Genomic DNA, 23,693 nt, shown 5'->3' with positions numbered 1-23,693 from the left:
ACCATGGACCTGACCCCACGGGAAAAAGACAAGCTGTTGATCTTCACAGCAGGCTTGGTCGCCGAGCGGCGCCTGGCGCGCGGCGTGAAGCTCAACTACCCGGAAACCATCGCCTACATTTCCGCCGCCTTGATGGAGGGTGCCCGCGATGGCCGCACCGTGGCCGACCTGATGCACTACGGCACCACCTTGCTCAGCCGTGAACAAGTGATGGAGGGCATCCCGGAAATGATCCCGGACATCCAGGTGGAAGCCACCTTCCCCGACGGCACCAAGCTGGTCACCGTCCACCAACCCATCGCCTGAGGCACGCCCATGATTCGTGATGCAACCGAACAGGATCTGCCGGCGATCCGCGATATCTATAACGACGCGGTGCGCAACACCACGGCGATCTGGAACGAACAACCGGTGGACCTGGCCAACCGCCTGGCCTGGTTCAGTGCGCGTCAGGCCCAGGGTTATCCGGTGCTGGTGTCCACCGAAAACAATGAAGTCACCGGCTACGCCTCGTTCGGTGACTGGCGGCCGTTCGAAGGTTTTCGCTACAGCGTCGAGCACTCGGTGTATGTGCGCAGCGACCAACGCGGTAAAGGGGTCGGTCCACGCTTGATGGAGGCCCTGATCGAACGCGCGCGGGCTTGCGGCAAACACGTCATGGTCGCCGCCATCGAAAGCGGCAACCAGGCCTCGATCCGCCTGCATGAGCGCCAAGGTTTTATAACGACCGGGCAGATGCCCCGAGTAGGTATCAAGTTTGGCCGCTGGCTGGACTTGACCTTCATGCAACTGGCCCTGAACCCGGGTGCCGAGCCACCCCAGGAGTGACCCCGATGAGCGCCACGCACCTGCGTCGAGTGAATGCTGAAAGTTTTGCCCATTACCGTCTGGGCCTGGTCGAGCTGTTGCTGGACGCGGTCAAGCATGGCGCCAGCGTCGGGTTCATGGCCGACTTTGATGAGGCCCAGGCCCGCGTCTATCTGAGCGGCGTGCAGGCCAGCATCGAGGATGGCAGCCTGTTGCTGTGGGTGGTGGTCCGTGAGGAGCAGGTGATCGCCAGCGTGCAATTGGCGCTGTGCCAGAAGGCCAACGGCCTGAACCGCGCCGAGGTGCAGAAGCTGTTGGTGCACAGCAGCGCGCGGCGTCATGGCCTGGGCCAACAATTGATGCATACCCTGGAGCTCGCCGCCCGCCAGCACAAGCGTGGCCTGCTGTACCTGGACACCGAGGCCGGTTCGGCCGCCGAAGCCTTCTACCAGGCGCTGCGCTACACCAAGCTCGGCGAACTGCCCGATTACTGCCAAAGCCCGGACGGGCGCTACACCCCGACCGCCATCTACTTCAAGACACTGGGGCAACCTGCATGATTCCTGGCGAATATCAGATCCAGCCTGGCGACATCGAACTCAACGTGGGCCGGCGCACCGTCAGCCTGAGCGTGGCCAACAGCGGCGACCGGCCGATCCAGGTCGGCTCGCATTACCATTTTTTCGAGACCAACAACGCACTGACCTTCGACCGCGCCGCCAGCCGTGGCATGCGCCTGAATATTCCGGCGGGCACGGCGGTGCGGTTTGAGCCGGGGCAAAGTCGTGAAATCGAGTTGGTGGATTTGAGCGGTGGACGGCGGGTATTTGGCTTCGCCGGGAAAGTCATGGGTGATCTTTAGGGCTTCACTGATCGTTCCCACGCTCCGCGTGGGAATACATCCGGTGACGCTCTGCGTCACGACTTTAAGAGCGGACGCAGAGCGTCCAGGGCTGCATTTCCACGCAGAGCGTGGGAACGATCGAGGAATAACGTGCGATGAAAATTTCCAGACAAGCCTATGCCGACATGTACGGCCCCACCGTCGGTGACAAGGTCCGCCTGGCCGACACGGAGCTGTTCGTCGAAGTGGAGAAAGACTTCACGGTCTATGGCGAAGAAGTAAAATTCGGCGGCGGCAAGGTGATCCGCGACGGCCAGGGCCAGAGCCAATTGCTCGCCCATGAAGTCGTCGACACGGTCATCACCAACGCGCTGATCATCGACCATTGGGGCATCGTCAAGGCTGACGTCGGTTTGAAGAACGGCCGCATCGCCGCCATTGGCAAGGCCGGTAACCCGGACATCCAGCCCGGCGTGACCCTCGCCATCGGCGCCAGCACCGAAGTGATCGCCGGCGAAGGCATGATCCTCACCGCCGGCGGTATCGACAGCCACGTACACTTCATCTGCCCGCAGCAGATCGAAGAGGCGCTGACCAGCGGCGTCACCACCATGATCGGCGGCGGCACCGGGCCTGCCACCGGTACCAACGCCACCACCTGCACCTCCGGGCCATGGCACCTGGCACGCATGCTCCAGGCCAGCGATTCGTTCCCGATGAACATCGGTTTTACCGGCAAGGGCAACGCCAGCTTGCCCGAGCCGCTGATCGAGCAGGTCAAGGCCGGCGCCATCGGCCTGAAGCTGCATGAAGACTGGGGCACCACCCCGGCGAGTATCGACAACTGCCTGAGCGTGGCCGATGAGTACGACGTGCAGGTGGCGATCCACAGCGACACCCTGAACGAGTCCGGCTTCGTCGAAACCACCCTCGCCGCGCTCAAGGGGCGTACCATCCACACCTATCACACCGAAGGTGCCGGGGGCGGCCATGCGCCGGATATCATCAAGGCCTGTGGTTTCCCCAACGTGCTGCCCAGCTCGACCAACCCGACGCGGCCGTTCACCCGCAACACCATCGACGAACACCTCGACATGCTGATGGTCTGCCATCACCTGGACCCGAGCATTGCCGAAGACGTGGCGTTTGCCGAAAGCCGCATCCGTCGCGAAACCATCGCCGCCGAAGACATCCTGCACGACCTCGGCGCATTCTCCATGATCAGCTCCGACAGCCAGGCCATGGGCCGCGTCGGCGAAGTCATCACGCGCACCTGGCAGACCGCCGACAAGATGAAAAAACAGCGCGGCGCCCTGCCCGGCGACGGCGCCGGCAACGACAACTTCCGCATCAAGCGCTACATCGCCAAGTACACCATCAACCCGGCGATCACCCACGGTATCAGCCATGAAGTGGGCTCGATCGAAGTGGGTAAGTGGGCCGACCTGGTGCTGTGGCGCCCGGCGTTTTTCGGGGTCAAGCCGACGTTGATTCTCAAGGGCGGGGCGATCGCATCGAGCCTGATGGGCGATGCCAACGCGTCGATTCCCACCCCGCAACCGGTGCACTACCGCCCGATGTTCGCCAGCTTCGGCAGCTCGCTACAGGCCACCAGCCTGACCTTTATCAGCCAGGTGGCGTTTGACGCCGGGCTGCCCGAAGCCTTGGGTTTGAAAAAGCAGATCGGCGTGGTCAAGGGCTGCCGCTCGGTACAGAAAAGCGACCTGATCCATAACGACTACCTGCCGCAGATCGACGTCGACCCGCAAACCTACCAGGTCAAGGCCGACAGCGTGTTGCTGTGGTGCGAGCCGGCGGAAATGCTGCCGATGGCGCAGCGCTATTTCCTGTTTTAACTTGCGGCCAGTTCCTCACGGGTCAACGCTTCGATCAGGTTGGCCTCTTCGATCGCTAGTTGGGCCTGCAAGTCCTTGGCCTGTGCGGCATATTCATCGCCGGTCAGCAGGCCGGTTGCGGACTGCTCGTACAGCACCGCCAGGCGCTCCTGGTACGGCTTGCTCAGGGCATCGAACTGCGTACGGTATTTATGCGTCACGTAGTCGAGCCAGAAGTCCCGGGACAGCAGCGCTTCGAACTCCTGCGGCGAATTGTCGAGTGCGAGCACCCGCGTGCGAGCGCTGTCGAGCATCGCCTGGGTGACATTCCCCATATTGGTGAATCGCACCTGTTCCGGTTGGCCGGGCAAGTCGAGCTGGTCGGCGCCCTTGAGGCCGAAGCGATAAGCCAGGCGGATTTCGACCTCCTCCAGGCGGCTGACGCGTCGGGCTTTCTCGGCATCGCTCAAATGCGGCGTGGCGTTGATGGCAGCGGTCCGTTCGGCAATGTCGTTGAGGGCGATTTTTTCCACCTCATCCAAGCGGAACAACCCCCGCGACAGTTTGCGCAATGCCGCGCCCTGGGTCGCGTCCGTGGCGGCTGCCCGTGCCTTGTAGACCATCGCCATGACTTCGACGTTGCTGAACGACAACGCCGCCCGATCACAACACGCCGGCCGGCCGGCCCATTCGAACATCTGCTCGCGCAGGCGCTCCGACTCGCTGCTGTTTTGCGTGATGCAGTCGATCACCTCCCAGACGCGGCCTTGCAGGTCGGTGTGCTGCTCGCTGACCACGTGCAAATCGGTGAGCATCCGGAAAAACCCCGCGCTCCCCGGCCGTTCCCGCAGTGCCAGCCACTGAGCCCTGCGCGTCGCCAATTGCTCCTCGGAAAAACCCAGGCTCCAGCGCTCGAACACCAACCCTGGGGCCGTATTCAAGAGTTCACGGTGAGCAATGCGCAAGGCCGAGACCACCAACAGGTTCGGGCTGCCCGGCTCACTCAATGCGTTCTGCTCGAGGCGTTCGGAATACACCCGCACCTGCGCCAGCGTCGCTTCGCTCAGCGGGTTGTTGCTCACGTTGGCCACCCGGCTCAGGCGCACCGATTGCGCCCGTTGTTCGGGCAGCGGCGCGACCAGGAAGTCCGGTAGCGTGGTGATCTGGTTGCCACTCAAGTCGACCATGTCCAGCAGCGGCTGCTCACCCAACCCCGGCGGCCAGGTGTCGATATTGACGTTTTTCAGGCTCAGCGAACGCATGTCGGGAATCCGGCTGAAATCCGGCGCGATGCCCAGTGGGTTGTTGTCCAGCCACAACGCCCGCAGGCTGCTGCGACCGGCCAGGACCTCGGCGGTCTGCGGGGTCAACTGGATCTGGTTTTTCTGCAAGAACAAGCGCGTCAACCCGTGCATCTCGCCCAGGGCCGGTGGCAGTTCACGCAGTTGGTTGTTCGACAGATCCAGCCAGCGCACGCTGCGATAACGCGCCAGGAAGCCTTCGGGAGAGGCGCTCAGTGCCATCCCGCTGAGCTTGAGCGAACCGACATGCGAGAAATCCGCGTCCAGGTCCGGCAGGCTGGGCAGCCGTAGATTGCCCAGGTCCAGCTCCAGGCCGATGGGAGTACCGTCATGGGCCAGTTTCATCGGCGTCTCGCGACGCCAGCATTGCAGGATGCGTGACTTGGCGATGTAGCGGTCATCCCGCGTCGTCGCGTTGCTGCGCAGTTGATCGGAGCGAATATAGCGTTCACTGGCGCCGCCACCGGAGAAAGCCCAGGCGTTGAGCTGTTCGGTCAGCCTGTCGAATTCGGTCGCACGCCTCGTCAACTCCGCTTCGGCGCCCTCGCCCAGGCTCCAGATCAACTCTCTGGCGGCCTTGATGGTCTTGTCCGGGTACATGCGTTGCACCGTCAAAATGGCGGGGGACTCGACGGAAAACGCATCGGCAATACCACTCTGCGCCAACTCCGGTACGACCTCGCCCAAACGCTTCCAATAGTTGTCCACTTCCAGCATGCAGGCCTCGGAGAACGGGTTGCCGCCGATCACCGTCACACCATTGATCTGTATCGTGCGCTGGAAATGTTCGGCCTGCGGGTAGAGGTGTTCTCGCGGGATCTCGCTCAGTTGGTTGTTGCGCAGGTCCACGCGCAGCAGGTCGGCCTGGCTCAGCAGGCCCCGGGGCCACTGGGTGATGCCGGTATTGCTCAGGTCGAGGAATTTGAGGCGCTGCAGGGCAGTGAAATCCGGCGTTATGTGCAGGGGGTTGCCGGCCAGGTCAAGGCTTTGCAGTTGATCCAGCCCGGCGAGTTTTCCAGCACTGGCGTCGGTCAGGCGAATGCGGTTGCCGCGCAAGCGCAGATGAGTCAGCTGGCGCAGGTCGCCGACGATATCGGGCAGTTCCGTCATGCCGGTATCGCTGATGCGCAGTTCGCGGATGTGCATGAAGTTTTTCAGGAAGACCTGGGTGTCGGCATTCCAGACGATTTTGCCGAGGGCCAGTTCCTGCACGTGGCTGAAATCGGCGGTCAGCGCCGGCAGGCTGCGCGGGGCGATGGCCGACAGCGACAGTTCGCTGCCGGTTTCGCGGCGCCAGCAACGTCGGATGTCCATGGCGAACCGCGCGCCACTGGCATCGGACGGCGTATCGGTGGCGCGCACCCAGGTCTTGAGGCTGCGATCCAGGTTGGCGTAGTCGGCTTCCAATTGCGTCAACCGGACCCGCACATCGGCCCCCAGGAACTGGATATACACACTGACATCGGCATCGGAAAACGAAGGGTACAAGCGCCGCACCCGCGCCTCATTGCTGCGCAGTGTGTTCACCAGTTGCTTGAAACCGCGCCCTCCCCCGAGCAGGCGCATCGTGGGGTCAATGACCGGGCGGCGTAACGGGTGGTCGAGCAACACCGTACGCAAGGGTTCGCGTGGCAAAGGGTTGCGCAGGATGGCCGACTTGAGCTGCGTCACGTGGGTGAAATTCATCGCCTGTTGTTCGGCCGGCGTGAGCACTTGCCACAGCGCCGTGTAAAAGTCCTCGCCCTGAAACTGCCCATCGGCGTCCTGCACCAGGATTCGCCGCGCAGTGGCCTCGGGATGGCCGATGGCATCCAGCACCTGGCCTTCGGCAAAATGCTCGCGCAGTTCCAGGCGTGTACCGCGTGCCCAACCCGGCAACAGTTCCAAGGTGCGCAGCGCAAGACGCTGAGTGTCGATATTGCTCATCGAGTCGAGGAACAGGCCCTCATAGGCGCGGGACACCCGGACCTCCTGCTCGCTCCAGCGCAGCCGCTCATGGATCGGGCCGGGCAGGCGCCGGCTGCTGCGAAAGACTTGCAGATCCTCGGCGCTCATCCCATCGAGCAACAGCCTGGCCACCGGCGCGGGCAATTGCGGGTAGGTGTTGAGCACACGCTGCACGTCGACATCGGCGGAGCAGTTCTGCGCCTTATAGCGCTCTTCCAGCAGCGAGCCTTTGAGCTGTTCGGCGGCGTCGGCCAGGTACAGGCGCAACTGGGTGGCGCGCTCACCGAGCGTCTGCGCGGCCATGCCGGGTATGTCCTTGAGCGCCGGGTCGCTGCCTTGCAGGGTGTACAGCACCTGTTCGAGTAATTCGCCCCGCGCTTGTTGCACCGCATCCAGTGCGACGACCCGGCGAACCTGGGACGCGGGCGCCGGGTCGTTCCATAGCTCACGCCCGTCACTGCCGAGCACACGCAGCGAGGGCTCGTTGGAGAGCATGCCACGGCGTTTCATCAGCTCCAGTTGCAGCGTCGCATCGGCCTTGGCGTAGGTTGCAGGATTGCGACTGCGCAATTGCTCGATACTGTTCTCCAGCTCGCGATGCAAGGCAAAGCGCTTGAGGCTGTCGGCCAACAGCCGCGGCGTGGCGTGCTGGTCGAACAATGCTTCACGCAGCGCTTCGATCTCGACCCCGCTGGCCAGCCGCGCCTGTTGCAAGTGCTCGGCGCTGAGGTGGGCGGCCGGTTTGCCCAGTCGCCGCAGCAAGGTCGCCTCGCCCCAGGTCAGCGGGTCTTCGCCTTCGTGGGTCCAGGCACCTTCACCGTTGTGCTCCAGCAGCGGACGATAGGCGTCCGTGCGGACTGGGTGCTGCACACGGTACTGGCCGGTGCCGGTTTCCTGCTCGACCTGATAGTGCTCGCCTTCAAGGACCAGCACCGGTTTTCCCTCGTGACGGTACAGGCCCAGTCCGTCGGGTTTGGCATCCGTGGCCAGCTGGATATTGGCTTTGTAGCGTGACACGTCCGGGTTCCACAGCTTCTGCTTGCCGTCGGCCAGGATCACCGGCTTGAGTGCCTCGACCACACCGGAGACTTGCACGTGAGGCAGCACGGTTGCGCCCGTGCCGAGCATGGCCACGTTCAGCGCGATGCTGGAAAAATGCGCCCACATTTCACGGGGCTCGCCTTGTTCGTAGGCATCGATGCCTTCGTACACTTCCTCGCACATCTGCGCGGCGCCCACCACCAGCATGAGCGGGCCAAGGCCCGGTACCACGAAGGCAGCCAGGTTGAACACGCTGAGCACGGCGTCCTTGAAACCTTCCAACCGTGCCGCACGGGCCTTGGCGTCCTCGTCATCGGTGGGCACCGCCACGGCGCGGGCGTCGGCGAGGATTTTGTCGACATGGGCCTGGTGGCGGTGCTGCCACAGGTCGCCTTTGATGGTCGATTCGTCCATCGCCAGCTCCGCGGGTTGGACCGACCGCGAAGGCCGGCACAGCGCGCTGATTTTGTCGAAAAATGCTCCTTGCTCGGGCACCGGCACGAACCGGCTGAAGAAGCGCCGGTACTCGAGGCTCTTCAAGCGCTCGCCCAAGTCGGCCAGAAACTCGTACAGATTGGCGTATTCCTTCAGCGGTTGCTGAGGGTCATCGGGCAGGTACACCACCAGGCGCTCGACCCGCGCCGCACGCTTGCGCCTGGGTCCGATCAACAACGGCCCGACCAGCTCCACGCCCAGCAACTGCAGGTTGGCGAACGTCACCGGGCGGCCATCCAGCGTCGGAGCGGCCTTGGCGGCGAGCACATGCTTGAGCATCCGGTAGGCATCACTGCTGATCCCGGCACCGACCAGGTAGCTGTTGGGCTTCTTGGCGAATTGCTGCCAGGCGATTTCAGTGCTGAGCGCCAGTTGCTGGCGCTGATGCTCCTGCAGTTGCTTGACCAGCGCCTGGCGTTTTTTCTCGTCCTTGGGTTGCAGGATATCCTTGATGTGTTGCTGGTACAGGCGACCCAGATCCAGGCTGCGACACAGTTTGGCGAACGCAGAAGGTGCAATGGGCTTGGCCTGGGAGTTGACCGCCGCGAAGTCCGGGATGACGTCGCCGTCGTAGCGGCCCCAGCCGGTGATGATTTCGCAATCGGCGCAACGCGCCGGGTGTTCTTCTTCGGGCAGGAAGTTGGCCAGGGCCACTTCCAGCAACGACACGCCCCGGTACTCCTCATCCAGCCGCGATGTGCGGGTGCGGTCAAAGCTGAAAAAACCATAGAAATCATCACGGGCGCCGGGCGCGAACTTGCGCGCCAGGTAGACGTTGCGCACGTCTATATCGAGCTTGAAGCGTTCCTTGATCGCGGCTTTAAGCAAGGGTTCGGCAAACGCTTGCACATCCTGGATCGTTGCAAGGGTGGCATCGACCTGATTGAAGATTGCGCGGTACCGGCTATGGCTGGCGGCCAGCGCTTGTTTTTGGGTGCCCGAGGCTTTGACGTACCACGCGGGCAATACCAGCGCGTGGTCGGCCAGTTCCTGCCGGCGCGGCGCCCGCGCCTGGCTGAACCAGCTCGGCACGCGGGCCTTGATAAAGTCGTAGTGGACACCCCGAAGGTCGGCATGGAACACACCTTCGGGGCGCGGTGCTGGGGTTTTGCGGTCTGACATGAGCGGTCGTCCGTCACTGATGGAAACCTCAGCCTACGCAACGACCGTGCGCCACAGTGCCTGCTTACCGCACAGCGGCACTGAACTGCCGCCTCAGGCGGTGGCCTCGAGAGCTGCGACTTCCTGGCGTGATAAGGCCAGCAGCCGTTGGTTGCGCGTGGTGTCGAGTTCGATCTGCAGCGCGGTCACCGCCGCACCGTAGGCTTCGTCCAGGGCCTGATGCTCATCCTCCAGGCGCGAGCGACGCTGCTCGGACTCGCGCTCGAGGGTGTCGAACGACTCGAGGTATCTGGCCTGGAGGTAATCCACCCAGTAGCTGCGGCTGATCAGGTCTTCGTAAAACGGCTCGCCCTGTTCGGCCTGCTGTACGATTTCAATCGCCTGTTTCAGCACCTGCCCCCGAATGGGCTGGCCGGACAGCATGCCCTGCGGCTGCCCGGGCAAGTCCAGTGGGACCTTGAGGCCAAGGCGGTATTCAAGGCGCACTTCGGCCTTGTCCACATGCGGCCCCGCCACCCCATCCGCCAGTTTCTCCACCTCGCCCAGGCGAAACAGGCGCCGTGACAGGCGCAGCAATGCCGCGCCTCTGGCCGGCAGGTCATGCGGGTCGATCGCCTGTACCGCCTGGTACTCGAACACCTTCACTTCCAGCTCGCTGAAGGTCAGCATGCGTCCGTCCGCGCAGGTACCGTGCGTGCTCGACAGGCTGAACAGCAATTGACGCAATTCGGTATTGGCAGTGGCGGCCTCAATCACCGTCCATACGCGGCGGGTCAGGTCGTCGGAGTCCGCGCGATAGTCTGCGGATAACCGCAGCCGGGCCAGCAAATGGAAAAACGCCCGATTGTCGGGCTCGCTTGCCAATTGCAGCCACTGCTTGCTGCGCACGTGAGTTTCGGGCAAAGACAAACTGAAGACCCAGGGTAACAACTCCGAACTACCGGAGTCATCCTGCGCAAGCACCTCGTAGCCTTGAGCAGATGACACATGAGTTCCCAAGGTCTCTTCATCGCTATCCGGTTCAATATCCGGCAGGGTCCTTGCGGGCTGCATCGGTCTCATTGCACGAGGACCGGACAGGGGGCTCCCGAGAGGCGAATCCTCCACGCTATCAATGTGGTAGTCAGGCCGTGGAATCCCAATTGCCCAGCCCAAAGGCTCCGATGCCGGGCCGGTATCCAGAGGCGGCACGCTGGAAAAGCTGTTGCGAAAATCGTAGTTCAACTGCCAAAGAGACCGATCCGCCCCCATTTCCAGCTCAGTCACATGGGAGAAATCACCGCTGAGGACAGGCAGGTCCCGCAGTTCGTCAGTGGGTACGCCGGAGAGGTCCAGGCTCGTGGAAACCCCTGGCACGTCGTAGCGCTTCATCAAGCCTTCAATCCAACAAGCCATGAACATCCGCATCGTTTGTTGCCTGCCCAGCCTCACGGCCACCGACGTCCCGCTGTCATGCCATTGCTCCAGTTCACGCAACTGCGCTGCGTATTCATCGCTGAACGCCTCGACGGCTTCGAAGCGGGCCTGGGCGTCCGGCCAGCGATCGACAATCCTGTCGATCAAGACATACAGACGCGAGCTCGGGTGGTATGTGACCGGCGCAATGAACTGGCCCATTCGCTCGATCTGGCCCATGGCATGCCCGGCCACCATCTGCTCCAGGTCGACCTCGTGCTGGGGGTGGTTCTTGATGTACTCATACGCCGGTTTGAAGTTTTCTCGCGTCAATTTCGACCAGTCCAGCGACAGGCCCGCCCAAAGCTTTTCATGCCCCGGCTGGAGCAGACGCGCAGGTAATTGCCGCACGGTCGCGTATTGCAAGTTCAGGCGTTCGAGTTGAGGCAGGTCCAACGTGCTTTCTGGAAAGTGGCCCTGGTGGGTGTCGGAAATCGTCAGTTCGCGCAGCTGGGTCAACGGGCGAACGTCCAGATGATCGAACGAGGTGAGTACGCGATGCAGCTTGAGCGAATGCAGGTTGACCAGGCTCGCCAATTCGGCGGCCGCTTGGGGTTCGAACTCTACGAGGCCGTCGAGGGTCAGCGCCCTCAGCTCGGGCAGGCGATACAGGCCCGAGGGTAGATGGGGTACACGCTCCGAGGGCACATCCAACCTGAGTTCACGCACATTGGGAAAACGCTCCAGCATCTGGTTGATGTCGCGATCCGTCGGGGTATCCCCGCTAATCCGCAACTTACGCACATGGGAAAAATCGACATCCAATAACGCCGGCAGTCGATCCTGGGCCGAGATATCCAGTGCCGTATAGCGTGGGTCTTCGGCGGCCAGCGGCGCGTTGCGCCAACTGTCCTTGATGCTCAGTGCTGCGCGCTGCTTGCTTCTGCGGTTACCACCACGTGCGGCAACCCACTGGTCGAGCCTGGCTTCCAGGCGTTGCCATTCGCTCAGGCGATCATCAAGCAGGCTGAGAATTTGCGAGTTGCTCTTACCCGTGCGCAGTTGTTCGAGAATAAACCCGTTGGCCTGCTGCTCCGTCAGTTGCGGGTAAACGTCCCGCACTCGTCTGACCAGTGCCGGCGCTTGCCCTTCCCCACGACCACTGGCCGGGTAGCCCAAACGCATCCGGCCGATACGCTGCGGCGGTCGCAAGCGCGGCAGGTGCCTGTCGAGGACCTGCACCGCGTCGGCCGGGTGGGCGAGCGCATACTCGGTGATCGCCTGGCGCAACTCGGCACTGCGGGCCACCTCGGCAATGCCCAGGGCCTGGCGGGCTGCGTCGGGCAAGGCATGCATCAGCGAAGGGTAAAAGTTGTCGTTGTCCCTCGGTACGCTGTTGAGGGTTTCGCCACGCTCGTTGAAGGCCTGGTAGGACGGGCCTTTCTTGACCAGGTATTTGCGCTGCGTGGCACGGATGTCACCAACGCCTGCAATCAACTGCCCATCGATGCCGCCGTCGCGGATTTCCAGGCGCAGGTCGTCCGGCCAGCCCGGCAATTGACCCAGGGCATGCAGGGCCAGGCGTTTGCTGTCGGTAGCGGCCAGGTTGTCCATATGCAATCCGGCCAGTGCTCGGCTGATGCGCCCCTGGCGTGCATGCCAACGTGATTGTTCCAACAGTGACAGAGGCGCGCGCGTAGTGCGCAAGCGGGTCAATTCTTCGGCAGAGGCGTGGTCCAGCACACTTTGCGCCGCCGGTTCGCTTAAACCTGGGGTCAGGCGCTGCAGTTTCTGTACATCGGGGTCCTTGGCCGCTCGGCCTTGGTAGAGGCTTTCGAACAACGCCGGCTGGCGGGTACGGGCAAAGTCGGCCAACTGCTTGCGAAACTCCTCGGGCCGGGCGGCTTCGACGCGGGCCGCTTCACCGCCCAGTAAACGGGTGATTTGCGCCTCATCGAGGGACGCCAGAAGACGCACCGGTAGCTGGCCGCCGAGCACGTCAGCGCGGCTGATTTTGATCGGCGCCTTGGCCGTGCTCCCCGAAGGTAAATGCTGGCTGCCGTATTGAATCGAAGGGCCGCTCAGCTCGGCGTTCTCGAACACTTGCAGCACTCGCCCCACGGGCCAGCGCGGTAATTCGCAGACCAGTGCCGGGGCGTACAGGTAACGTTCATCGATCGGCTGCTTGCCCTCCAACTGCGCCAAGACCTGCTGCACGCCTCGTTCGGCCTCGAACAGGCGCAGGGTATCGGCCAACTCAGGCGGCGGCGCGGCGTTGTCCAGATGCATCTTGCGCAGGCTGCTGTCGCTGACCCCGCTGATATCGGCGGCCCTGAGCAACGCGGCGTCACTGTAGCCGTCGACAATCGGCCCCATACGCCGCAGTAACGTCAGGCGGTCCCACGCCAGCGGCTGCTCATGCACCTGGCGCCAGGCTCCGGCGCCGTTATGCACCAGTGGCGGTTGATAGGCCAGCGCATCGCTGGGGTGTTGGATGCGCCAGCGCTGCGTCGACTCATCAAAGGCGTGCTCGACCACCTTGTCGCCCAGGCGCAGATAATGTTTGCCGGCGACTGCATACTGCCCCAGCGGGTTGGCCTGGCCCTCAAGCTTGAGGTCCTGGTGATACACCGACAGGTCCGCCCGCCACAGCTTTTGCTTGCCGTCGGCCAGGATCACCGGCCTGAGCGCATCCACCACGCCGGACATTTGCACTTGGGGCAGTACCGTAGCGCCGGTGGCAAGCATGGCCACGTTCAGCGCAATACTGGAAAAGTGCGCCCACATTTCGCGGATTTCGCTTTGTTCGTAGGCTTCGATGCCTTCATACACTTCTTCGCACATCTGCACCGCGCCCACCGCCAGCATGATCGGCCCCAGGCCCGGCACCACAAAGGAGGCCAGGTTGAACACGCTGACCACGGCGTCCTTGAATCCCTGCATTCGCGCTGCCCGGGCCTTGGCGTCTTCGTCATCGGTGGGCACTGCCACGGCGCGGGCATCGGCCAGTATCTTGTCGACACTGGCCTGGTAGCTGTGCTGCCACAGATCGCCCTTGATGGTCGCTTCGCCCATCCGCCAGTCAGGCGGTTGAGGCAGCCGCGACGCCTGATATAAGGCGTTGAGCTGCCGAAAGAACTCACCTTGTTGAGATACCGGCACGAACCGGCTGAAATAGCGCCGGTACTCCGTATCTTTCAGACGACCACCCAGGTCGGTCAGGAACTCGTACAGGTTGGCGTACTCCTTCAGTGGCTGCTGCGGGTCATCGGGCAGATACACCGCCAGGCGCTCAACGCGCGCCGCACGGATGCGCGAGGGGCCGATCAACAGCGGGCCGACCAGTTCCACCCCGAGCAACTGCAGGTTGGCGAAAGTGACGGGGCGACTGTCCAGCGTCGGGGCGGCATTGGCGACCAGGACCTGCTTGAGCATCAGGTAAACAGCGCTGCTGATCCCTGCGCCGACCAGGTCGCTGTCGGGCTTCTTGGCAAATTGCTGCCGGGCGATTTCAGTGCTGAGCGCCAATTGCTGGCGCTGGTGCTCCTGCAGCTGACCGGCGAGCGCCTGGCGTTCAATCACCCCCCTGGGTTGCAGGATGGCCTTGATGTGCTGTTGATACTGGCGACCCAGATCCAGGCTGCGGCACAGTTTGGCGAAAGCGGCGGGCGCAATGGGTTTGGCCAGGGAATTGACCGCCGCAAAATCGGCAATGACCTCACCGTCGTAGTCACTCCAACCGGTGATGATTTCGCAATCTGCGCAGCGCGCCGGGTGTTCTTCTTCAGGCAGGAAGTTGGCCAGGGCCACCTCCAACAATGAGACGCCCCGGTACTCCTCATCCAGCGGCGATGTGCGAGTGCGGTCAAAGCTGAAAAAACTATAGAAGTCATCACGGGCGCCGGGCGCGAATTTGCGCGCCAGGTAGACGTTGCGCACGTCTATATCGAGCTTGAAACGCTCCTTGATCGCGGCCTTGAGCAGCGGTTCGGCGAATGCCTGGACATCCTGGATCGTCGCAAGCGTAGCGTCGACCTGATTGAAGACCGTGCGGTATTTGGCATGGCTGGCGGCCAAGGCGTTTTTTTGTGCTGCAGTGGCCTTGATGTACCAGGCGGGGATGACCAGGGCATGCTCGGCCAGTGCTTGCTGGCGGGGCAGGCGAGCCTGGGAAAACCAGGGCGGGATGGCGCGCGTGAGGAAAGCGCCGTGAATGCCGGATGAAACGGCAGGGCGGGTGACGTCGGGCATGGTGTCGCTCCAGTAGATGGGAGCGCTAGCACATCACGTCAATAGCGGCGGGCGGGCGTAGATAGTTGTCGCCATGCAGCGCCCCCGCCGGGGCGCTGCACTGAGGATCAGAAGTTTTCGCGCGGGTTGAACGCGGCTTTCTGTGCCAGCTCCTGCCACAGCGCCTTGACCTCATCGTCAGCCGCCTTCGGCATCACCGCCTTGAGCTGCACGAACAGGTAACCCCGCTGCCCGGCCTTGTTCAGCAAACCGTGGCCCTTGGCGCGCATGCGCTGGCCATTCTGGCTGCCGGCCGGCACCTTGAGGTTGATCTTGCCGGTGAGGGTCGGCACCGCCACCTCGGCACCCAGCGCCAATTCCCAGGGCGCCAGCGGCAGGTTGATCACCAGGTTTTCGCCGTCCACTTCAAATTTGGCGTGCGGTGCAAACTTGATGATCAGGTACAGGTCGCCATTGGCCCCGCCGCCAATACCCGGTGCGCCCTGCGCCTTGAGGCGGATGCGCTCGCCGTCGGCCACGCCGGCGGGAATCTTCACATTCAGGCTCTTGGTGGTGTTGCTGACGTGACGGCCCGAGGCGTCGTATTGCGGCACCTGGAAGTTGATCTGCTTGGACTCGGCAGACAGCGTCTCCTCGAGGGACACCGTCAGTTGCATCTCCACGTCCTGGCCTTTACGCCCGGCAGGTCGGCGCTGGCCACCGCCGAAAGCGTCGCCACGCGAGCCGAAGATCGAGCTGAAGAAGTCCGAAAAATCGCCCGCATCCTGGCCGCCGCCGAAACCGCCACGGCTCTGCCAGCCCGGCGGCCCCTGAAACGGCTGGCCATGCTGGCCGTACTTGCGCAGTTCATCGTACTCGGCACGTTTGTCGGCGCTTTTGAGCGCCTCGTAGGCTTCGGACGCGTCCTTGAATTTCTCCTCGGCGTCTTTTTCCTTGCTTACATCGGGGTGATATTTGCGCGCGAGCTTGCGATAGGCGGCCTTGATTGCCTTGTCGTCCGCGCTCGGCTCAACGCCCAATATCTTGTAGTAGTCTTTGAAATCCATCGGCGGTTCACCATCCTAAATCGGGATCGCACAGCCCGGGGCACAACGTGCGCTGCTTTGCACCTGTTGAGTCTTGTGGCCTGGGAGTGCGTCAAAGTGTTATCGGCGCTTGCCGTATGCAACAGATGTGGGGGCAAATTGCGCACTTTCAAGCACGATTTAACAGAGCGTTGGCCTACGCATCCGCCTTCGACTGGCATACACTGCGCGGCCGTTTTTTCGACCGGAACCCGATAGCCATGAACAGCCCCTCCCCAGCCCGTGCCTGCGGCATCGACTTCGGCACGTCCAACTCCACCGTCGGCTGGATCCGCCCCGGCATGGAAACGCTCATCGCGCTGGAAGACGACAAGATTACCCTGCCGTCGGTGGTGTTCTTCAACATCGAGGAACGTCGTCCGGTCTACGGCCGCCTGGCCCTGCACGAGTACCTCGAAGGCTACGAAGGCCGTTTGATGCGCTCGCTCAAGAGCCTGCTGGGGTCCAAGCTGATCAAGCACGACACCAGCGTGCTGGGCACTGCGATGCCGTTCAAGGACTTGCTGGGCCTGTTTATCGGCCAGCTCAAGAATCGCGCCGAAGCCACCGCCGGCCGCGAGTTCGAGGAAGTTGTGCTGGGCCGCCCGGTGTTCTTCGTCGATGACGACCCGCTGGCCGATAAAGAAGCCGAAGACACTCTGGTGGAGGTGGCGCGCAAGCTGGGCTTCAAGGAAGTCTCGTTCCAGTACGAACCGATTGCGGCGGCATTCGACTACGAGTCCACCATCGAAAAAGAAGAGTTGGTGCTGATCGTCGACATCGGCGGCGGTACTTCAGACTTTTCCCTGGTGCGCCTGAGCCCGGAACGCCGCACCGTCGATAATCGCCACGCCGACATCCTCGCCACCGGCGGCGTGCACATCGGCGGCACCGACTTCGACAAGCAACTGTCGCTGGCCGGCATGATGCCGTTGTTCGGCTACGGCAGCCGCATGAAAAGCGGTGCCTATATGCCCACCAGCCATCACATGAACCTGGCGACCTGGCACACCATCAACTCGGTGTACTCGCAAAAATCCCAACTGGCGCTGGGCAGCATGCGCTACGACATCGAAGACACCGGCGGCATCGACCGGCTGTTCAAGCTGATCGAACAGCGCGCCGGCCACTGGTTGGCGATGGAAGTGGAAGAGACCAAGATCCAGCTGACCCACGAAGAAAACCGCCATGTGCCACTGGACCGTATCGAAAAAGGCCTGAGCGTCGACCTCAGCCGGGCCTTGTTCGAGTCGTCCATCGACAGCCTGCTGGAGCGGGTGCGCGGTAGCGTGACGCAGTTGCTCAACGACGCCTGCGTAGGCGTCGAGCAGGTGGACACGGTGTTCTTTACCGGCGGTTCCAGCGGTATTCCGGCACTGCGCCACAGCATCTCGGCGATGCTGCCGAAGGCGCGGCATGTGGAAGGGAATATCTTCGGCAGTATCGGCAGTGGCCTGGCGATTGAAGCCAGCAAGCGGTACGGCTACTGAGTTTCAGCTGGAAGACCGTGGCGCCCCCATCGGGAGCAAGCCCCCTCCCACATTCTGAATGTATTCACAGGTCAAAGTGTGGGAGGGGCGGTGCGACGATTCGACTTGCTCCCGATGGGGCCGGCCCAGACAGCACAAGCCTTAAACCATCCCCCCGAGCTTCAGCTCACTCTTGAGATACGCATAGTAAATCGGCCCCGCTACAACGCCGGGCAAGCCGAACGCCGCCTCGAATACCAACATCGCCAACAGCAGCTCCCATGATTTGGCGCTGATCTGCCCGCCCACAATGCGCGCGTTGAGAAAGTACTCGACCTTGTGGATCACGATCAGATACCCCAACGCCGCGACCGCCACCCAAATCGACAGCGACAACGCCACGATCGTGATCAGGGTGTTGGACAGCAGGTTGCCGATCACCGGCAGCAGGCCCAGCAGGAAGGTCAGTACGATCAGGGTCTTGGTCAACGGCAGGTGGATGCCGCACAAAGGCAGCACCACGGCCAGGAACACGGCGGTGAAGGCGGTGTTGAGCGCGGCGATCTTGATCTGGGCGAATACGATGTTGCGAAACGCCTGGACCAGCAGGTGCAGACGGTCGAACAGCGCGGCGGCCAGGGGTTTGCGTTTGGTCAGGTCGGGCACGCGCTGCAAGGCGATAATCGCACCGAGCACCATACCGATCAGTAGGGTGACGAACATGTGGGCGGCATCTTTGCCCACCAGTTGCAGTTCGCTCAGGTGTTTGCTCAGCCAGTCGCCGATGGCCACGCGGAACTCGGCGGCGCTGGCGGGCAGGTAGGCATCGAGGAACGGCGGCAACTGGCCGCGTGCGCGGTCGACCACCCCCATGAATTTGTCGAGGGAAGCCCCGGGGTTTTCCGCTTCGTGGAGCAGGAAGCTGATGGCACCGGCGAAGATCAGCGTCAGAACGCTGACGATCAATGTGCCGAGCAAGGCCACCGCGAGCCAACGCGCACGTCGCCCTTCGATCAGCCGTTGCAATTGCGGGGTGAGCATATTGACCAGCTCATACACCAGCAAACCCGCCAGCAGGCTAGGCAGTAGTTTCAATGGCAGGACCAGCAGCAACCCGCCGAAAATGATGATGCAACTGACCAGCAACAATACGTGACGCTGAGAAAACGTTGGCATACAGCCTCAAAACGGACGACGTTAAAGGATGTTGCCGCCGGAACGAAATCGCTCGTCCCGGCAGCAGAGGGCTGTGTGCGAGTGTCGCAGCCTTCTATGGCTTGGGGCTATTACTTCTTCAGGCAAGTGCTCATAAAAGTCTTGCGCGCATCGCCGGTCAAGGCCTGGGTTTTCGCCGTGGCATTGCAGTCTTTCATCTTTTGCTGCTGAGGGGTCAGGGTTTTCGCAGCCGGAGCCGGGGCGGCCTTGAGGCATGTGCTCATGAAGGCTTTGCGCTCATCGCCCTTGAGCGCCTTGGTGGTGGCATCGGCGTTACAGGTGGTCATTTTGTTTTGCTGAGCGGTCTCGGCAAAGCTCTGGGAACACAGCAACAAACCGATCATCAACAGCGGAACACGCAACATCTTCATGGAGTTTTCTCCCTGTTACCGTGCCGAAGGGGCACGGCCTACGAGCAGTGTAGCCAAAACCTGTTACATCTTCAGCGTCCGCGAATATTTGACCGACGGTACTGCTCCGGCGTGCAACCGGCGTGGCGCTGGAACATGGCGATGAAGGCCGACGCGGTGCTGTAGCCGAGGTCAAAAGCGACGTGTTGCACACTGCGTTCGCTGTCCAGCGCCTCGATGGCGGCCAGGTAGCGCAGACGCTGGCGCCACTCACCGAAGCTCATGCCCAACTCCCGCACAAATTGCCGCGCCAGGGTGCGTTCGCTGACGTGCACCTGCTCGGCCCATTGTGCCAACGGCCGATTATCGCCGGGCTCGGCTTGCATGCCTTCCAACACACTCAACAGCCCGGGATGGCGTGCGTAAGGCAGAAAGCAATCGTGGATCGGTGCTTGCTTGAGCTGGTCCACCAGCACCTGGGCCAGGCGAATATCAGCGTCGGCCTGCGGGATATTGACGCCGCGCTGGGCGAAATCGCGCAGGATGGCCTTGAGAATGTCACTGATGGCCAGGGTGCACGGCTGCGCGGGTAGCTGCTCACAAAGCTCCGGGGCCAGGCCCACCGAATGGTAGACAATCGCCTCGGCATTGTAGGAACTGTGCTCGGTATGCGGCGGCACCCACACCGCATACTGCGGGGGCGACATGAAGCGGCTGCCCGCCACCTCCATGCGCATGACGCCGCTGGCGGAATAATCCAGCGATCCCCAGAAGTGCTCGTGTGGGGTGCACTCGGTATCGGGGGCGAAATCGGAGTAACGGAAGTACACGGGGCTTGGCAGCTGGCGGAAATCCGCGAGGCGTACGGTATGTCTGGCCATGTTGTCTGGATACAAGGGTCGGTTGTCTGGTTTGCAGTATAAGCCGCTATCCAGACAGCGGATAATCGCGCCTCGTCAATACACCAGGTTTCTCTCGATGCAATACGCGTATCCCCTGCTGGCCATTTTTATCTGGGCCGGCAACACCGTTGTCAACAAACTGGCCGTGGGCTCGATTTTCCCGTCGGAGATCGGCTTTTATCGCTGGCTGCTGGCGGCACTGTTGTTCACCCCGTTCATGCTCAAGCCGGTGATTGCCCATTGGTCGAACATCCGCCCGAACCTTGGCAAGATCTTTATCCTCGGCGTGCTCGGCATGGCCGTGTACCAGAGCCTGGCGTACTACGCAGCGTCCCTGACGAGCGCGACCAACATGGGCATCATCTTGTCGTTGATGCCGTTGATGGCACTGACCGCCGCGATCATCAGCCTCGGCCAGCGTCTCACCTTCGGCGCCCTTACCGGTGCTGTGCTGTCATTTGCCGGCGTGGTCGTGGTGGTATCGGCCGGCAGCCTGGGCGCGCTGCTGCAACATGGGGTCAACCTGGGCGACGGCATGATGCTGGTGGCCACGCTCGCCTACGCGGTCTACAGCACCCTGTTGAAAAAATGGCAGTTGCGCCTGCCACCGCTGGTGTTGCTGTATCTGCAAGTGCTGGTGGCCGTGGTAGTGCTGTTTCCGCTGTTCCTGTTCTCGGCCAAGGCCGGCTTGGGCTGGGCGAATATTCCACTGGTGCTGTACGCCTGCTTGCTGGCTTCGATGCTCGCGCCGTTGGCCTGGATGCACTCGGTGAAGACCCTGGGCCCCAGCCGCACCACGCTGTTTTTCAACCTGCTGCCGTTGATCACGGCGCTGATTGCTGCGCTGGTATTGAAGGAAGAGTTGGCGCTGTATCACTTGGTGGGCGGTTTGCTGACGTTGGGTGGGGTGATTCTGTCGGAGCGCTGGACCACACCGGTCAGAGCGGCCTGAACTCATCACGCTTTAAACCCCGGCATCCTTCAAGCGCCGCGCATGCTCGACAAACAAGCGGATAGGCTCGGCGCCCTTGCCCACCAGGCCCATGGATTGGTTGACGATGTCGAAGTGATCCAAGGCATAGTCGTCACCGATTACCACCCCCAGGTGCGAGCTGTAGCGCCCGACCATGCCGTCGCACTGGCCCTTTTCCCGCACAAAGCTGCGGGCGAACAAGCGGCAGCTTCGATGGCTCCCGTCGAACAGATTGCGCCCTCGGTCGGTGATGCCCGGCTGCAAGGTGCCCGACCACGAGTAATAGCGCACACCGTTGACCTCCTCCGGGCCCTGCCCGCCCCATGCCTGGGGTAGCCCCTGTGGGTACTGGCGATTGAACAGCGTTACGCCCTCGCTAGTCAGTGACTGATGCGAAGCGCGCAGATCCGCCTTGAAGCGCGGCCCGCGATAGCCGGTCTCCAGCACGCCCATGCCCCAGGCGACCAGATGAAACAGCGCGCTGATGATGCGACCTTTTACACCCTCGGGCGGGTAATGGAGATGGAAATGGTCGGCCAGTTCCGAGCCGTGGTTGGGCCCGGCCACCGAGGTCACCGATGCCACCCATTCCGGGTGCTTGGCCGCTGCATAGCGAGCAGTGAGCGCGCCCTGGCTGTGGCCGATCAGGTTGACCTTGTCGGCGCCGGTCTCACGGCAAATGCGCTCGATGTGCACCAGCAATTGCTCGCCGCGCACCTCGCTGGAGTCGAGCGGCGCGACTTGCACAGGAAAGACCTGCGCCCCGCCCGCCTGCAGCGCCGGGACTATGCCGTACCAGTATGGAAACCCGCCCAGGCGCACAAAGCCCAGCATGCCGGGGACCAATACCAGGGGGTAACGCGTGGCGAGGGAGTCGGGCATGGAGCGCATATCCTGATCGTGTCGGCAATAACACCATCCTAGTCCAATCGATATGACCGCCCCGTGACTGCCGGGGGGTTCAGAAATGCCCGGCCAGGTCATGCAGTTGGCGCTCGGCTTCGTCACAGGCGCGCAGGAATACACGCTTGTCCGACTCTTCGCCCTCGGCGGCAATCACCCGCACATCATCGATACCGATATAACCCAGCACCGTGCGCAGGTGCGGGTCGGCATGGTTCATCCATTCGTATTCACCGCCCGGTCCAAACCCATTGCCGCCGCGGCTGGTGATGATCAATGCGCGCTTGCCCTTGAGCAACGGCTGGTACTGGGCGATGCCCTGGCTGTCTTGCGTGATGTCGAAGGTCAGGCCCAAACGCACGATTTGATCGATCCAGGCCTTGAGCCCACTGGGTACGCCGAAGTTGTACAGCGGCATGGAAATCACCAGCAGCTCGTGTTCGATCAGTTCACCGACCAGTTCGTCGCTCAATTGCAAATCAGCCTTCATCACGTTCGGCAACGCTTGCGGCTCAGGGTAGAAATTCGCCGCGACGAAGGCTTCGGTGACGTGGGGAATAAAGGCCCGTCCGACTTCACGACGGGTCAGGCGAGCGTCGGGGTTGGCGGCTTGCCAAGCGGAGAGGAACGACTCGGCCAGGCGCCGGGAATGGGAGCGCTCACCGCGTGGACTGGCGTGTATAACAAGCATTTTTTTCATCTATGCAAACCTTCAGAGGGTACACTCAGGCAACCTGGATGGCGCCTTTATGCTCGCCAATCTAAAATCGAGCGTGCCCACCGACAAATGAGCAATAGTTAATCCGGATGAATAAATTTCATCTATGGAGCCCGAATGTTCGCTGCCCTGCCCCTGACCGCCCTGCGTACGTTTGAATCCGCATCGCGCCTGTTGAGCTTCAAGGCGGCCGCCGAGGAACTGGCGGTAACGCCTACGGCGGTGTCCCATCAGATTCGCTCACTGGAAACCTGGCTGGGCCTTGCGCTGTTCGAACGCCTGCCGCGCCAGGTGCGCCTGACCGAAGGCGGCGAGCGGCTGTTTCACAGCCTGCACGGCGCGTTGCTGGATGTGGCGCAAAGCCTGGACAGCTTGCGCCCGCAACGCAGTGCCGGGCAGCTCACGGTGTCGACGACACCGGCCTTTGCCGCGCTATGGCTGGTGCCTCGCCTGGGCCGCTTCTACGCCGCTCATCCGGATATCAACCTGCGCCTGGACACCCAATGCGAAGTCGTCGACTTGCAACAGGATGCCAGCATCGATCTGGTGATTCGCTACAGCCTCGGCGACTACCCGCAGTTGTATGGCCAGTGCCTGTTCGATGAACACTTTGCGGTGTATGGCTCCCCTGAGCAGGTGGCGCGGGCCGGCAGCCAGGTGCCGACGTTGATCAGCGTGCGCTGGCATAACTCCAAGCTCTACGCCCTGGGTTGGCAAGCCTGGTGCGACAAAGCCGGGGAGCAATGGCTGGCGCAAGCTTCGCCATTGCGCGAATACGACGAAGAACACTATGCGCTGCAGGCGGCGATTGCCGGCCAGGGCTTGGTACTGGCAAGCAATATCCTCGTGTCGGAAAGTATCGCCAGCGGCTTGCTGGTGCCTTATCGCCCCGACGTCAGCGTCGACGGCGCCGGTTACAGCGCGCTTTGCGTACCGGGGCGCGAGCGGCATCCCCCCGTGCGGGCGTTTTTCCAATGGATGCAAGAAGAAGTGAAGTCGGCGCAAATCCGATAAAACTTTTGCCCTTGCCTGGGACTCACAACTGGACGCGATCACGCCGG

The 23,693-nt window shown here is 62.4% G+C and carries 16 protein-coding genes; 8 read left to right on the top strand and 8 right to left on the bottom strand.

Features of this window, described 5'->3' with window-relative positions:
* The first annotated feature begins 3 nt into the window (after window positions 1–3).
* From ureA to ureC, 5 genes are all read left to right on the top strand, one after another.
* The gene (gene ureA, locus DK870_RS02375) at window positions 4–306 is read left to right on the top strand and encodes an urease subunit gamma (protein ID WP_003171437.1); all 303 of its coding nucleotides are present in this window, start codon (window positions 4–6) and stop codon (window positions 304–306) included.
* A gap of 9 nt (window positions 307–315) precedes the next feature.
* The gene (locus DK870_RS02370; RefSeq protein WP_090367084.1) at window positions 316–828 is read left to right on the top strand and encodes a GNAT family N-acetyltransferase; all 513 of its coding nucleotides are present in this window, start codon (window positions 316–318) and stop codon (window positions 826–828) included.
* 5 nt (window positions 829–833) lie between these two features.
* A complete protein-coding gene (locus DK870_RS02365) occupies window positions 834–1,367 on the top strand; it encodes a GNAT family N-acetyltransferase (protein ID WP_090367086.1) in 534 nt (177 codons plus the stop codon).
* Window positions 1,364–1,669 carry an urease subunit beta gene (locus tag DK870_RS02360; RefSeq protein WP_161547794.1) on the top strand — a complete coding sequence of 102 codons (306 nt, stop codon included), beginning with the start codon at window positions 1,364–1,366 and terminating at the stop codon, window positions 1,667–1,669. The genes DK870_RS02365 and DK870_RS02360 overlap by 4 nt, the downstream gene beginning before the upstream one ends.
* 137 nt (window positions 1,670–1,806) lie before the next feature.
* A complete protein-coding gene (gene ureC / locus DK870_RS02350) occupies window positions 1,807–3,507 on the top strand; it encodes an urease subunit alpha (protein WP_161547793.1) in 1,701 nt (566 codons plus the stop codon).
* Here the strand turns inward: ureC and DK870_RS02345 are convergent.
* The 3 genes from DK870_RS02345 to DK870_RS02335 all read right to left on the bottom strand — a co-directional run bounded on the left by DK870_RS02345 (window position 3,504) and on the right by DK870_RS02335 (window position 16,084).
* On the bottom strand, window positions 3,504–9,392 hold the full coding sequence (locus tag DK870_RS02345) for an NEL-type E3 ubiquitin ligase domain-containing protein (RefSeq protein ID WP_161547792.1): 5,889 nt from the start codon (window positions 9,390–9,392) through the stop codon (window positions 3,504–3,506). The two genes, ureC and DK870_RS02345, sit on opposite strands and share 4 nt — an antisense overlap.
* Window positions 9,393–9,485: 93 nt before the next feature.
* Entirely contained in the window at window positions 9,486–15,038 is a 5,553-nt protein-coding gene (locus DK870_RS02340) for an NEL-type E3 ubiquitin ligase domain-containing protein (RefSeq protein WP_161547791.1), read from the bottom strand.
* Window positions 15,039–15,145: 107 nt separating this feature from the next.
* Window positions 15,146–16,084 carry a DnaJ C-terminal domain-containing protein gene (locus tag DK870_RS02335; RefSeq protein WP_090367094.1) on the bottom strand — a complete coding sequence of 313 codons (939 nt, stop codon included), beginning with the start codon at window positions 16,082–16,084 and terminating at the stop codon, window positions 15,146–15,148.
* Between the two features lie 239 nt (window positions 16,085–16,323).
* Here DK870_RS02335 and DK870_RS02330 point away from each other — a divergent pair, with 239 nt between their 5' ends.
* Window positions 16,324–17,592, top strand: a complete 1,269-nt coding sequence (locus tag DK870_RS02330) for an Hsp70 family protein (RefSeq protein WP_161547790.1) — start codon at window positions 16,324–16,326, stop codon at window positions 17,590–17,592.
* A gap of 141 nt (window positions 17,593–17,733) precedes the next feature.
* Here the strand turns inward: DK870_RS02330 and DK870_RS02325 are convergent, their stop codons facing one another.
* The 3 genes from DK870_RS02325 to DK870_RS02315 all read right to left on the bottom strand — a co-directional run bounded on the left by DK870_RS02325 (window position 17,734) and on the right by DK870_RS02315 (window position 20,017).
* Window positions 17,734–18,747: an AI-2E family transporter gene (locus tag DK870_RS02325; protein WP_090367095.1), complete on the bottom strand. Its 1,014-nt coding sequence runs from the start codon at window positions 18,745–18,747 to the stop codon at window positions 17,734–17,736.
* 110 nt (window positions 18,748–18,857) lie between these two features.
* Complete coding sequence (locus DK870_RS02320) at window positions 18,858–19,157, bottom strand: PsiF family protein (RefSeq protein WP_060755062.1); 300 nt, start codon at window positions 19,155–19,157, stop codon at window positions 18,858–18,860.
* 71 nt (window positions 19,158–19,228) lie between these two features.
* A complete protein-coding gene (locus tag DK870_RS02315) occupies window positions 19,229–20,017 on the bottom strand; it encodes a helix-turn-helix transcriptional regulator (protein ID WP_161547789.1) in 789 nt (262 codons plus the stop codon).
* Window positions 20,018–20,114: 97 nt separating this feature from the next.
* On the opposite strand from DK870_RS02315, the gene DK870_RS02310 reads away from it, so the two are divergent.
* Complete coding sequence (locus DK870_RS02310) at window positions 20,115–20,990, top strand: DMT family transporter (protein WP_161547788.1); 876 nt, start codon at window positions 20,115–20,117, stop codon at window positions 20,988–20,990.
* Window positions 20,991–21,002: 12 nt separating this feature from the next.
* Here DK870_RS02310 and DK870_RS02305 read toward each other — a convergent pair whose 3' ends face one another.
* Window positions 21,003–21,893 carry a triacylglycerol lipase gene (locus tag DK870_RS02305; protein ID WP_161547787.1) on the bottom strand — a complete coding sequence of 297 codons (891 nt, stop codon included), beginning with the start codon at window positions 21,891–21,893 and terminating at the stop codon, window positions 21,003–21,005.
* 79 nt (window positions 21,894–21,972) lie between these two features.
* A complete protein-coding gene (locus tag DK870_RS02300) occupies window positions 21,973–22,614 on the bottom strand; it encodes an FMN-dependent NADH-azoreductase (RefSeq protein WP_161547786.1) in 642 nt (213 codons plus the stop codon).
* Between the two features lie 135 nt (window positions 22,615–22,749).
* On the opposite strand from DK870_RS02300, the gene DK870_RS02295 reads away from it, so the two are divergent.
* Entirely contained in the window at window positions 22,750–23,646 is an 897-nt protein-coding gene (locus DK870_RS02295; protein WP_161547785.1) for a LysR substrate-binding domain-containing protein, read from the top strand.
* The last annotated feature ends 47 nt before the right edge of the window (window positions 23,647–23,693 follow it).

Origin of the sequence: Pseudomonas sp. Q1 (assembly GCF_009935975.1) — a bacterium.
Taxonomy (GTDB): domain Bacteria; phylum Pseudomonadota; class Gammaproteobacteria; order Pseudomonadales; family Pseudomonadaceae; genus Aquipseudomonas; species Aquipseudomonas palleroniana.
Note: the sequence above shows the minus strand (reverse complement) of the source record. Positions and strands in the feature narration are given on the sequence as shown.

Bases quoted from the DNA above. Each gene is read 5' to 3' on its own strand.
- ureA (WP_003171437.1), top strand. From the start codon at position 4: ATGGACCTGACCCCACGGGAAAAAGACAAGCTGTTGATCTTCACAGCA.
- DK870_RS02370 (WP_090367084.1), top strand. From the start codon at position 316: ATGATTCGTGATGCAACCGAACAGGATCTGCCGGCGATCCGCGATATC.
- DK870_RS02365 (WP_090367086.1), top strand. From the start codon at position 834: ATGAGCGCCACGCACCTGCGTCGAGTGAATGCTGAAAGTTTTGCCCAT.
- DK870_RS02360 (WP_161547794.1), top strand. From the start codon at position 1,364: ATGATTCCTGGCGAATATCAGATCCAGCCTGGCGACATCGAACTCAAC.
- ureC (WP_161547793.1), top strand. From the start codon at position 1,807: ATGAAAATTTCCAGACAAGCCTATGCCGACATGTACGGCCCCACCGTC.
- DK870_RS02345 (WP_161547792.1), bottom strand. From the start codon at position 9,392: ATGTCAGACCGCAAAACCCCAGCACCGCGCCCCGAAGGTGTGTTCCAT.
- DK870_RS02340 (WP_161547791.1), bottom strand. From the start codon at position 15,038: ATGCCCGACGTCACCCGCCCTGCCGTTTCATCCGGCATTCACGGCGCT.
- DK870_RS02335 (WP_090367094.1), bottom strand. From the start codon at position 16,084: ATGGATTTCAAAGACTACTACAAGATATTGGGCGTTGAGCCGAGCGCG.
- DK870_RS02330 (WP_161547790.1), top strand. From the start codon at position 16,324: ATGAACAGCCCCTCCCCAGCCCGTGCCTGCGGCATCGACTTCGGCACG.
- DK870_RS02325 (WP_090367095.1), bottom strand. From the start codon at position 18,747: ATGCCAACGTTTTCTCAGCGTCACGTATTGTTGCTGGTCAGTTGCATC.
- DK870_RS02320 (WP_060755062.1), bottom strand. From the start codon at position 19,157: ATGAAGATGTTGCGTGTTCCGCTGTTGATGATCGGTTTGTTGCTGTGT.
- DK870_RS02315 (WP_161547789.1), bottom strand. From the start codon at position 20,017: ATGGCCAGACATACCGTACGCCTCGCGGATTTCCGCCAGCTGCCAAGC.
- DK870_RS02310 (WP_161547788.1), top strand. From the start codon at position 20,115: ATGCAATACGCGTATCCCCTGCTGGCCATTTTTATCTGGGCCGGCAAC.
- DK870_RS02305 (WP_161547787.1), bottom strand. From the start codon at position 21,893: ATGCCCGACTCCCTCGCCACGCGTTACCCCCTGGTATTGGTCCCCGGC.
- DK870_RS02300 (WP_161547786.1), bottom strand. From the start codon at position 22,614: ATGAAAAAAATGCTTGTTATACACGCCAGTCCACGCGGTGAGCGCTCC.
- DK870_RS02295 (WP_161547785.1), top strand. From the start codon at position 22,750: ATGTTCGCTGCCCTGCCCCTGACCGCCCTGCGTACGTTTGAATCCGCA.